Source organism: Micromonospora sp. NPDC049891 (assembly GCF_040660295.1).
In the GTDB taxonomy this organism is placed as follows: domain Bacteria; phylum Actinomycetota; class Actinomycetes; order Mycobacteriales; family Micromonosporaceae; genus Micromonospora.
In genome coordinates, this window is the sequence record NZ_JBFAML010000055.1 from 1 (window position 1) to 10,694 (window position 10,694).

A 10,694-nucleotide genomic window follows, 5' to 3' on the forward strand; every position below is an offset into this window, starting at 1 on the left:
TCCTATACGCCATGCTCCGCGACAAGATCCCCTACCAACCACGCCCGACAGGCCCCGTCCCCGCTTGACGAAACCCATAGGGACACCCCCCCGCCGTAGGTGCAGTGATCGCGACCCGGCGAGAGGCGCGAGCCGCCGCGTGGAACCGGCGTGCCCTTTCCTGCCCGCGTCGCTCGGGCGCGGCGTGGCCGGCTGCCGGCAAGGAACCTCCGCCAGTTTCCTGAGCTACCCGTCTTCGGGGGCCCCGAACTTCCCGCTCTCCGCGCCAGCCGCCGGGCGTGTTACGTGGCCGGAGTCGGAGCGCCAGCGGGGCGACGGACGCGCGCCCAGGCGGCGGCGCGTGCGGCCCGTTGCGGGCCGCCTTGAACGCTGGATGGAAACTATGGCCTAGATAGCGATGCCATGCTCGGCGTACGTCGAACCGCCGTTGCTTTGAACAGCGATCGCGGTCCGGATCCTACGAGCGAGCCGGGCCGGGCTGTGTTGTTCCAAGTCGTGGGCAGGCACGTAGCGCCATTCGGCGACCTCGCCGTCCGCGAAGCGAATGCTGTGTTCCTGCGTGGTGCTAAGTGCTCCGCCGTCGAAGATGAAGAGGATCTTGTCGCCTTCGCTCTCGGTGGGTGCCCAGTCAACGACCAGCATCGGGCCGATTGGGGGCGCGAGGCCGAGTTCCTCTTCGACTTCGCGTATGCAGGCGGCGCGGGGCGATTCGCCGGGTTCGACGTAGCCGCCGGGGATGTCCCAGTGGTTCTTGTAGTTGGGGCGTACGAGGAGCACGTGGCCTTCGTCGTTGAAGAAGAGGGCGCCTGCGGCGACGCGTGGGGTTGCCATGGGTGGCGTCTCGTTGGCCGTCACCAGGGCAGCGTAAACGGGCTGGGGTCAGTCGAGCACCTTGAGCCGGCGGGCGAGGCTGACCAGTTCGGTAGAGGGTTTACCGCGTTGCCGGCGTACCCAGGTGAGGGCGAGTTGGCGGCTGAGGAAGTGGTGGCGGACCTGTTCGGGTGCCATCTGTTCGGCGTCGAGCAGCATGGCTTGGGCGTCGTCGACCCGGTTCCACGAGCTGTAGGCGCGAGCGACCTCCAGGGCGTGCCGGACTCGGCGTTCCATGGGTAGGCCGGTGGTGTCGACGCGGGGGCCGAGGTCGATAGCGACTTGCAGGTCTCCCAGCTCGGCGGCGGTCGCAACGCGGTGGATAGCGACGTTCGTTGGGCCGAACGCGGTCCACAGGTGGTTGGCGTCGGCACCGAGTTTGCCGGCGGCCTGGTCGGCTGCCGCGAGGAAGGTGCGGGTGGTGCCGGCGTCGTTGGCGCGTGCGGCGGCCATGGAGCCGGACAGGAACAGGGTGCCGTAGACGGACAGCAGTTCGGGCGTGGCCTGGCTGAGGTGGGGTTCCAGGAAGCTGGCGGCGTCTTCGGTGAGGCGTACGGCGTCGGTGTAGCGGCCGGTGGCGTGTAGGGCGTGGCCGACGGATCGGAACAGGGAGCCGGTGATGAGTGGGTCGCCGGTGGGGCGGACGGCGGACAGGCCGCGGTCGGCGGCGATCCAGGCGAGGTCGCTCTCTCCGAGTTTCGTGAGCTGGGTGGCCGCGAGCTGATACGCCAGGCCGAAGAGTCGGCGGGCGTCGTCCTGGTCGTCGCCGTCGTGGTGGTCGGTGGCGTCTTGGGCGCGGTGGAGCAGGTCGGGTAGCCGGCTGGTGACGTACCCGAATCGGGAGTCCTGGTAGGCGTCCCAGAGTGCCCCGACTTCCTTCCGGAGCACGGCGATGCTGGGTGGTTCCGCGTCGGTGCCGCCTGCGAGCGGGGCGAGGGCGCGGTAGTTCATCAGGGCGGCGCGCAGCACGGGCACGGTGTGGGTGCCGCTGTCGGTGGTCCAGTCGAGCAGGGAGGGTTCGCCGAGCAGGTCGCCGAGGGAGATGTCCAAGGCTTCGGCGAGGGACTTGATGACGGACAGGCGGTCCAGGTCGATCCGGTTGTTCTCGACCTTGCCGAGCCAGTCGGCGGTACGGCCGATGAGTCCGGCGAGGACTTCTTGGGAAAGGCCGCGTCGACGGCGGTACCAGGCGACGCGTTCGCCGATGGTCAGGGTGGTGGTCCCGCGCATGGGTTCACTGTCTCCCCTCGGTCGGCGGCGACCCCGGAAGGTTTTTCCGGGTCGTCGGCTGGTTCGTGCCACAGCCTGTGTGCATGACGGGGCTGAACGTATCGACCAACTGCCAGTCCTGCTCCGGTGCGGGCTGGAAGTACACCCTCGCCCGTTCCCAGGTCCGGGCGATCGGCCGGGGAGCGGAGCGCACTCGCCCGCTGGCCCGGCGGTCCTGTCTGGACTGTGCGGGATCCGGTCGTTCGGTGTCCTGCTGAGGCTGGCCCGGGGTGGGTGCTGGCATGGGACCGCGACCCGAACGACGGTCCCGACTGAGCCCGCCCGCCTCGGTGCCTCGCAGGCCGGAACCTCGTCCGCCGGGCGCACCGAATCCGGGTGACTTGGTGCTGTTGGACGGTCGGGCGTCGGTGCAGTTCGGCGGTGACCGGGCGCTGTGGCTACGGGTGTCCTCGATCTGTGACCGGCCGACCTATGACGGCTGGATCTGGCTCGCTGGCTACGCCATCAACCCGACCACCGGGGAGGCGCTGGCACGGCGGGAAGTCTTCGCGCAGATCGCCGGCCTTCAGATCAACCCCCAACCCACCGGTCCGCCCGGGACTGCACGGCAGACGACGAGGAGGCGTGGTGTTTGACCTACGGGTACGACTCGGCGCGGTGCTGCACATCGACGCCGCCGACCGCTACCGCCCGACTGACGGGTCGGTGACGCTACGGGTCACCGGGGTTCGCCTGGTGCTCAACCGCCCGGAGCGGGAGCAGTGGATCTGGGTCGAGGGCACCAAGGTCACCCCACGCCACCAACGCGGTGAACGCGCACAGGTCCTCGTTCCGACCCGGCTGCTCGCACCCAAGGGGACGGCCCAGTGACCACGTACCTGTCGGGGGCGGTGCGGGATCAGTTGCGGGCCGCGCAGTCGCAGCTTGACCGGCACACCCCGTCGAGCACGGACGGGTGCTGCCCTGTGTGCGGGGTGGAGGGTCCGTGTCCGCAGCGACGGGCGGCGTTGCGGGTGTTCGGCCGGTGCGGCTGCCTACCTCGGCGATGGCCTGGCGCGACCCGTCCCGGGGGAACCGGCGTCACGGTCAGGGTGCTGACCGCAGCGGCAGAGCGCCGGTTACGACCGGACGACCTGGGCCTACGCGAAGTTGGCCCGCCGAGAGGCGTACAGGTCGGCGAGAAAGCTTCCAGCTCTTCGTCGGACTCGAACAGGCTCGGTCCGGCCAGATCGTCAACGGACGCGATCGGCGGACACCCTGATCCCGTGCCAATTCCTCCGCCGACACATGCTCAGCGGTCTGCCATCCGAGCCCCCGCTCGGCACCGCTCGAAACCAGCGCTCACCTCTTCACGGGAGTCCACCGTTCGACGATCAGCACGATCACTCGGAGCCGGCGACACGGTAAGCCGCCAGCCCGCGCGTACCGATCTTCCCTGCCGGTAGCCCGAACACCAGGATCCGGACCTGCGTGGGCCGTGTCGCCTGGTCGACTGGCCGCATACTGATGGCCAGCCATAGGTCTGACGGGGAGAAAGTCGTAGGCATGTCACAGAGGAACGCTGTTTCCCGCTGTGCTGCTCGGGCTTGCTGGGATGACGATGTTGTACGCGGGTGGGTTGATGCCGAGTGACGTGACTCGTCGGCAGGCAATGACGGGCATGCTGTGGCGAGACGCGGTGAGACCTCTCAAGCGACGCTCGGTCCCGTCCGGGGATTCCGGCGGCCCAGGTCGCGACCTGATGAGGTGTATCGCACTCGGCTGCCGATCTTTCGGAGAGCCGGGACTGGCGCGCGGAGCGAGAACGGCCCAGGTTCGGCGATCACGCCGTTGACCTGGGCCGGAGTGCGGTGGAGCGGGCGACGGGAATCGAACCCGCACCGTCAGTTTGGAAGACTGAAGCTCTGCCATTGAGCTACGCCCGCGTACACCCGGAGGACCGGGTGCGCCCGACAGCCTACCCAATACCCACGGCGGCCGCGCGGCCGTATCCCCGCGCCGCCGCCCCGCCGCCCCGCCGCCCCGCCGCCCCGCCGCCCCGCCGCCCCGCCGCCCCGCCGCCCCGCCGCCCCGCCGCCCCGCCCCGCCGCTAAGGCGACCCGGAGGGTGGATGCCGGGTTTGTCCCCGTTCGGCGCGTTGGGTGACGCCCCGGCAACCTGTTGTCGGAGGGACGGCATAGACTGCTCGTCGCCACGGGGTGTGGCGCAGCTTGGTAGCGCACTCGCTTTGGGAGCGAGGGGCCGTGGGTTCAAATCCCGCCACCCCGACTGCCGCAAGCACCGGACGGCGGCACCCGGAGGACCGGCACGCGGGGCAGGCCCGCCGCCGGCCCCGGGCGCTGCTGGTCCGCCGTGTCGGCTCGCCTACACTCGATGGGCCGAAAGTGCGCCCAGAATCAACCGAGATCCGTCAAGGAGTACGCCTGTGAAGAGCACCGTCGAGACTCTGAGCCCGACGCGCGTGCGGCTCGCCATCGAGGTGCCGTTCGTCGAGCTCGAGCCGAGCCTCAAGAAGGCGTACCGGGAGATCGGTCAGCAGATCCAGATCCCCGGCTTCCGTAAGGGGAAGGTCCCGCCGGCGATCATCGACCAGCGGGTCGGCCGGGGCACCGTGCTCAACGAGGCGGTGCAGGAGGCGATCCCGCAGAACATCCTCTCCGCTGTGCGTGAGCACGACCTGAAGACGCTGGGGCGTCCCGAGGTCGAGATCACCGAGTTCAACGACGGTGACTCGCTCAACTTCACCGCCGAGGTGGACGTCCGGCCGGAGATCACCGTGCCGGACCTGACCTCGATCGAGGTCACCGTCGACGAGCTGCAGATCGACGACAGCGAGATCGACGAGCAGGTGAACGGCCTGCGTGAGCGGTTCGCCACCCTGAAGACCGTCGAGCGCGCCGCGGCGGAGGGCGACTACGTCCAGATCGACCTGCGGGCGACCGTCGACGGCGAGGAGGTGCCGGGCGGCTCGGCCAGCAACATCTCGCACGAGGTGGGCAGCAAGCAGCTCCTGCCGGGGCTGGACGAGGCGGTCGTGGGCCTGTCCGCCGGCGAGGACACCACCTTCACCACCCAGCTGGTGGGCGGCGACTTCGCCGGTCGTGACGCTGAGGTGCTGGTGACCGTGCGTACGGTCAAGGAGAAGGAGCTGCCCGAGCTGAACGACGAGTTCGCGCAGCTCGCCAGCGAGTTCGACACCATGGAGGAGCTGCGGGCGGATCTGCGCGAGCGGGTCAGCCGGGGCAAGCGGGTCGAGCAGATCTACGCCGCCCGGGACAAGGCCCTGGAGCAGCTCGTCGAGGCCGCCGACGTGCCGGCGCCGGAGGGCGTGATCCGCGACGAGGTGGAGAGCCGCAAGCAGGCGATGGTCGACCAGCTCGAGCGCATCGGCGCTTCGATGGAGGACTACCTCGCCGCCGAGGAGAAGACCGAGGAGCAGATCGACACCGAGCTGACCGACGCCGCCACCCAGGGCGTCAAGGTTCAGCTGCTGCTGGACACCCTCGCCGACGCCGAGGACGTGCAGGTCTCCGACGACGAGTTCGGTCACGAGATCGTCCACCGCGCCCAGCGGGCCGGCATGGCCCCGCAGCAGTACTACGACCAGCTCGTCCGCTCCGGCACCGCCGGTGCGGTCTACGGCGACGTCCGCCGGGGCAAGGCGCTTGCCTCGGTGATGGAGCGCATCACGATCAAGGACTCGGCCGGCAACGTGGTCACCATGGACGCGCTGCGTGAGGCGAGCGAGCAGGAGCACTCGCACGAGCACTGATCGCCGGGTGGGCCACCGTCCGCCGGTCGCGGTGGGTGGTGGCCCGATCCCTTTTCCGGGTACGCCTTCGGCCTGCTGCGCTGAGAGCGAACAGTGCCCGGACCGGGAGTCTGGCGACCGGCCCAGCGGTTAGTGTCGGACACGACGGTACGGAGAGCGAAGGGCTGCCATGACCGACATGCACATCCCAGCGAAGCCGCTTCGGGCGATTGACGCCCGCGGCGGTGACACCATTGGCAACCTCGACGACTCGGTCTACAACCGGTTGCTCAAGGAGCGGATCGTCTTCCTGGGCAGCGAGGTGACCGACCAGGTCGCCAACCGCATCTGCGCGCAGCTGCTGCTGCTCGCCGCGGAGGACCCGGACCGCGACATCAATCTCTGGATCAACTCGCCCGGTGGCTCGGTCTACTCCGGCATGGCCATCTACGACACGATGCAGTTCATCGACAACGATGTGTCGACCGTGGCGATGGGCATGGCCGCGTCCATGGGCCAGCTGCTGCTCTGCGCGGGCACGAAGGGCAAGCGCTACGCCCTCCCGCACGCCCGGATCATGATGCACCAGCCCTCCGGCGGGATGGGTGGCACCGCCGCCGACATCGCGATCCAGGCGGAGCAGATGCTGTACACCAAGCGGATGTTCCAGGAGCGCGTCGCCTACCACACCGGTCAGCAGCCGGCGCAGATCGAGGCGGACTCGGACCGGGACCGCTGGTTCACCGCCCAGGAGGCCGTCGACTACGGCTTCATCGACAAGGTGATCACGGGGGCCGCTCAGGTTCCCGAGGGCGCCGGGACCCTGAGCTGATCGAGGAGCAGACGATGACCGACCTGAGCCTGCCGCCCCAGTTCGCGGCCGTGCACAACCGCTATGTTCTGCCGTCGTTCGTCGAGCGCACGTCGTACGGGGTCAAGGAGTCCAACCCGTACAACAAGCTCTTCGAGGACCGCATCATCTTCCTCGGCGTGCAGGTGGACGACGCGTCGGCCAACGACGTGATGGCCCAGCTGCTCACCCTGGAGGGGACGGACCCCGACCGGGACATCATCATGTACATCAACTCGCCGGGTGGCTCCTTCACCGCGATGACGGCGATCTACGACACGATGCAGTACGTCCGGCCGGACATCTCGACGGTCTGCCTCGGCCAGGCCGCCTCGGCCGCCGCGGTGCTGCTCTCGGCGGGCACCCCGGGCAAGCGGATGGCCCTGCCGAACTCGCGCATCATCATTCACCAGCCGGCCACCGAGGGCGGCTACGGGCAGGGCTCGGACATCGAGATCCAGGCCAAGGAGATCCTGCGGATGCGTACGCAGCTGGAGGAGATGCTCTCCCGGCACTGCAACCGTCCGGTCGACCTGGTTCGTAAGGACATCGACCGCGACAAGATCATGACGGCCGAGGAGGCCCGCGAGTACGGGCTTGTCGACACGATCCTCACCAGTCGTAAGAAGGGTCTGTTGGCCGCGAACGCGGCCAGCTGACCGCTACCGGGGCAGAGGTCGGTCGGGCTCGTTGCCGGCCGACCTCTGACACACCCGTTTTGGGGGTCGGAGAAACCTCCGCTAGCGGGTAACGTCGGGTCCGTACCGCTTCGCCGGGCGACCGGCGGGTGGGAGAAAGACGGGCGGAGCGTCAGCGTCCGCAGGTCGTGGCCGGAGCTCCGGCCGATGAGTGCAGGGAGAACGTAGGTGGCACGGATCGGTGACGGCGGCGACCTACTGAAATGCTCCTTCTGCGGGAAGTCGCAGAAGCAGGTCAAGAAGCTCATCGCGGGCCCCGGGGTCTACATCTGCGACGAGTGCATCGATCTCTGCAACGAGATCATCGAAGAGGAGCTGGCCGAGTCCGGCGAGGTGAAGTGGGAAGAGCTTCCCAAGCCGATGGAGATCTGCCAGTTCCTCGACAACTACGTCGTGGGGCAGGAGCAGGCCAAGAAGGCGCTCGCCGTCGCGGTCTACAACCACTACAAGCGGATCCAGGCCGAGGCGGCCGGCGCGCCGGGTTCCGGCAACGACGGGGTCGAGCTGGCCAAGTCGAACATCCTGCTGCTTGGCCCGACCGGTTGCGGCAAGACCCACCTGGCGCAGACGCTGGCCCGGATGCTGAACGTGCCCTTCGCGATCGCCGACGCCACCGCGCTCACCGAAGCCGGCTACGTCGGCGAGGACGTGGAGAACATCCTCCTCAAGCTGATCCAGGCAGCGGACTACGACATCAAGCGGGCCGAGACCGGCATCATCTACATCGACGAGGTCGACAAGATCGCCCGCAAGTCGGAGAATCCGTCGATCACCCGTGACGTCTCCGGCGAGGGCGTCCAGCAGGCGCTGCTGAAGATGCTTGAGGGCACTGTCGCGAACGTGCCCCCGCAGGGCGGTCGCAAGCACCCGCACCAGGAGTTCATCCAGATCGACACCACGAACGTGCTGTTCATCTGCGGTGGGGCCTTCGCCGGTCTCGATCAGATCATCGAGGCGCGTACGGGGCACGGCGGCACCGGCTTCGGCGCCCGGCTCCGCGCGGTCTCCGACCGCTCCACCGACGACATCTTCAGCCAGGTGATGCCGGAGGACATGCTCAAGTTCGGGCTGATCCCCGAGTTCATCGGCCGGTTGCCGGTGATCACGAGCGTCCGGAGCCTGGACCGTGGCGCACTGGTACGGATCCTCACCGAGCCGCGCAACGCACTGGTCCGGCAGTACCAGCGCCTGTTCGAGCTGGACGGCGTCGAGTTGGAGTTCGAGCGGCCCGCCCTCGAAGCCATCGCCGACCAGGCCATGTTGCGTGGCACCGGTGCCCGTGGGCTGCGGGCCATCATGGAGGAGGTGCTGCTCTCCGTGATGTACGAGGTGCCCAGCAACCCGGACGCCGCACGGGTGCTGATCAGCCGTGAGGCAGTGCTGGAGAACGTGAACCCGACGATCGTTCCGCGTGAGTTCACGGGCCGCCGTGCCCGGCGCGAGCGCGAGGAAAAGTCCGCCTGATTCCACCGGCGGCGCGACCGCACACTGCGGCTGGCCGCCATCCACCCGTACGCTGGCAGCCATGCGCGTCGCCGTTTGCCAGCTGAACTCCCGCGACGACCGAGCGGCGAATCTCGCCGCCGCGGAGGCCCTGATCGACCGCGCCGCAGCGGGGGGCGCGGACCTGGTGCTGCTGCCGGAGTACGTCGACTATCTCGGCCCAGGCGCCGGGATGCCGACGCCGGAGTCGGCGGACGGCGAGGTGGGTCGGTTCTTCGCCGCCGCCGCTCGCCGGCGCGGCGTCTGGCTGATCGCCGGCTCCTTCCACGAGGCGGGCCCCGACCCGGACCGCACCTGGAACACCACGCTGGTCTTCGACCGCGCCGGCACCCTCGCCGCCTCCTACCGCAAGATCCATTTGTACGACGTGGAGATTCCCGGCCGGGTCTCCTACCGGGAGTCCGCGACCGTGGCTCCTGGTGAACAGCCGGTGGTGGTGGACGTCGAGGGTCTCCGGGTGGGCCTGTCCATCTGCTACGACCTGCGCTTCCCGGAGCTCTACCGGCAGCTGGCGACCACAGGTGGCGCTCACCTGCTGGTGGTGCCGGCGGCCTTCATGATGCACACCGGCAGGGACCATTGGGAGGTGCTGCTGCGGGCTCGCGCGATCGAGAATCAGTGCTTCGTCGCGGCGGCCGGTCAGACCGGTGACCACGAGCCCGGCCGCACCTGCTACGGGCGGAGCATGGTGATCGACCCGTGGGGGACGGTCCTGTCCCAGGTGCCCGACGGCCCGGGGCTCGCGGTGAGCGACATCGACCTGAGCTGCCTGGATCGGATCCGTACCGAGCTGCCGAGTCTGGCGAACCGCCGGCTCTGACGCTGCTATCCCTGAAGCAGCACGCCGACGAGTGCGAAACCGGCGATGGCGGCGGCGGTGATCAGCAGGGCGGTGCTCATCCGGGACGGGCCACGCCGGGCCAGACGGCCGATCGAGACCAGGACCGCGAAGAGCACGAAGGCGCCGATGAGCAGCTGCCATATCGGTAGCAGGAGGCCGAGCAGCGCGTCCTCGGCGAGGACCGGGCTTGCGGGCCGGGACACGTCATCCATGCCAGACACTCTGGCATGCCGGAACCCCTCGTGGTCGTCGGCGCGGGGACACTCGCGCAGAGACCGTGCCACTGGGACCGCCGGCAGGACGGGGCGTGCCGGCTGGTGCGGGCAAGCGTGCTGGCCGGCGTGGGCGAGGTGGCCGGCGGTAGCCGCGCCGGTTCCGGTGAATCGAGCCATCGGCCAGGGCCGGCCGCACGCGGGGTCGCCGGCCCGGCAGCGCACACCGACACCGGTCCCGACATCGACGAACGATGATTTGCCTTATCCGGGGCGTCCGCGTAACTTTCTCTCTGCACGCGGGAGGCCGGGGCAAACCGGCCGAGAACGGGCGCCAGCAACGCGACGGCCACGTCGACGCGAGGCTGAGGCCGGGCGGTGCGGCGCGACTCTGCAGGACGGAGTTGCGATCGCGAAGCCGACCGGGTAAGGTTCTGGAGCCGGCAGGAGCCGGGCGGGTTACCTTGAGTGGTGATCGGCCGGTCTGCGGTTCTCCACGACAGTTGCTGACGCCGAAAGGCGAGCGATGGCGTGGGCCCCGAGCCAGTTGCGAGATACCTGATCCTTCAGGTTGACCTCGAAGCGCGGTTCGGATAGTTTGGAGCGGTTGCCCCGAACGCGGTTTCAGCAATGAGGCCGATTTCGGTGTGTGGTTGTTCTTTGAGAACTCAACAGGGTGCTTGATAAGCCAGTGCCAAATTGTTTGATTCCCGGGCTGGCCAGGTTTTTGTCTGGTTGG

The 10,694-nt window shown here is 68.9% G+C and carries 12 protein-coding genes and 2 tRNA genes; 10 read left to right on the top strand and 4 right to left on the bottom strand.

Annotated features, from left to right (window positions below; genetic code table 11):
• Positions 1 to 387: 387 nt before the first annotated feature.
• Positions 388 to 855: an NUDIX hydrolase gene (locus AB0I71_RS32005; RefSeq protein WP_357591054.1), complete on the bottom strand. Its 468-nt coding sequence runs from the start codon at positions 853 to 855 to the stop codon at positions 388 to 390.
• Positions 856 to 879: 24 nt separating this feature from the next.
• Positions 880 to 2,100, bottom strand: coding sequence for a helix-turn-helix transcriptional regulator (locus AB0I71_RS32010; RefSeq protein WP_357591056.1), 1,221 nt, complete (start codon positions 2,098 to 2,100; stop codon positions 880 to 882).
• Between the two features lie 83 nt (positions 2,101 to 2,183).
• Between AB0I71_RS32010 and AB0I71_RS32015 the strand changes: the two genes are divergently transcribed.
• The 3 genes from AB0I71_RS32015 to AB0I71_RS32025 all read left to right on the top strand — a co-directional run bounded on the left by AB0I71_RS32015 (position 2,184) and on the right by AB0I71_RS32025 (position 2,970).
• On the top strand, positions 2,184 to 2,357 hold the full coding sequence (locus AB0I71_RS32015) for a hypothetical protein (RefSeq protein ID WP_357591058.1): 174 nt from the start codon (positions 2,184 to 2,186) through the stop codon (positions 2,355 to 2,357).
• A 126-nt stretch (positions 2,358 to 2,483) separates the two neighbouring features.
• Positions 2,484 to 2,735 (top strand): hypothetical protein, encoded by a 252-nt coding sequence (locus AB0I71_RS32020; protein ID WP_357591060.1) that lies wholly within the window; start codon positions 2,484 to 2,486, stop codon positions 2,733 to 2,735.
• Positions 2,728 to 2,970: a hypothetical protein gene (locus AB0I71_RS32025; RefSeq protein WP_357591062.1), complete on the top strand. Its 243-nt coding sequence runs from the start codon at positions 2,728 to 2,730 to the stop codon at positions 2,968 to 2,970. Before AB0I71_RS32020 ends, AB0I71_RS32025 begins: the two co-directional genes overlap by 8 nt.
• Positions 2,971 to 3,951: 981 nt before the next feature.
• Here the strand turns inward: AB0I71_RS32025 and AB0I71_RS32030 are convergent.
• Positions 3,952 to 4,025, bottom strand: a tRNA-Gly gene (locus tag AB0I71_RS32030).
• Between the two features lie 269 nt (positions 4,026 to 4,294).
• Between AB0I71_RS32030 and AB0I71_RS32035 the strand changes: the two genes are divergently transcribed.
• From AB0I71_RS32035 to AB0I71_RS32060, 6 genes are all read left to right on the top strand, one after another.
• Positions 4,295 to 4,368: transfer RNA gene (locus AB0I71_RS32035), tRNA-Pro, on the top strand.
• Between the two features lie 157 nt (positions 4,369 to 4,525).
• Positions 4,526 to 5,872 (top strand): trigger factor, encoded by a 1,347-nt coding sequence (tig, locus tag AB0I71_RS32040; RefSeq protein ID WP_357591064.1) that lies wholly within the window; start codon positions 4,526 to 4,528, stop codon positions 5,870 to 5,872.
• 169 nt (positions 5,873 to 6,041) lie between these two features.
• Complete coding sequence (locus AB0I71_RS32045; protein ID WP_093411495.1) at positions 6,042 to 6,683, top strand: ATP-dependent Clp protease proteolytic subunit; 642 nt, start codon at positions 6,042 to 6,044, stop codon at positions 6,681 to 6,683.
• Between the two features lie 14 nt (positions 6,684 to 6,697).
• Positions 6,698 to 7,360: an ATP-dependent Clp protease proteolytic subunit gene (locus AB0I71_RS32050; RefSeq protein WP_093411492.1), complete on the top strand. Its 663-nt coding sequence runs from the start codon at positions 6,698 to 6,700 to the stop codon at positions 7,358 to 7,360.
• 207 nt (positions 7,361 to 7,567) lie between these two features.
• Entirely contained in the window at positions 7,568 to 8,863 is a 1,296-nt protein-coding gene (gene clpX, locus AB0I71_RS32055; protein WP_357591067.1) for an ATP-dependent Clp protease ATP-binding subunit ClpX, read from the top strand.
• A 61-nt stretch (positions 8,864 to 8,924) separates the two neighbouring features.
• Complete coding sequence (locus AB0I71_RS32060; protein ID WP_357591069.1) at positions 8,925 to 9,722, top strand: carbon-nitrogen hydrolase family protein; 798 nt, start codon at positions 8,925 to 8,927, stop codon at positions 9,720 to 9,722.
• Between the two features lie 5 nt (positions 9,723 to 9,727).
• Here the strand turns inward: AB0I71_RS32060 and AB0I71_RS32065 are convergent, their stop codons facing one another.
• Entirely contained in the window at positions 9,728 to 9,955 is a 228-nt protein-coding gene (locus AB0I71_RS32065; protein WP_099850381.1) for a hypothetical protein, read from the bottom strand.
• A gap of 15 nt (positions 9,956 to 9,970) precedes the next feature.
• On the opposite strand from AB0I71_RS32065, the gene AB0I71_RS32070 reads away from it, so the two are divergent.
• Complete coding sequence (locus tag AB0I71_RS32070; protein WP_357591072.1) at positions 9,971 to 10,213, top strand: hypothetical protein; 243 nt, start codon at positions 9,971 to 9,973, stop codon at positions 10,211 to 10,213.
• Positions 10,214 to 10,694: the final 481 nt, after the last annotated feature.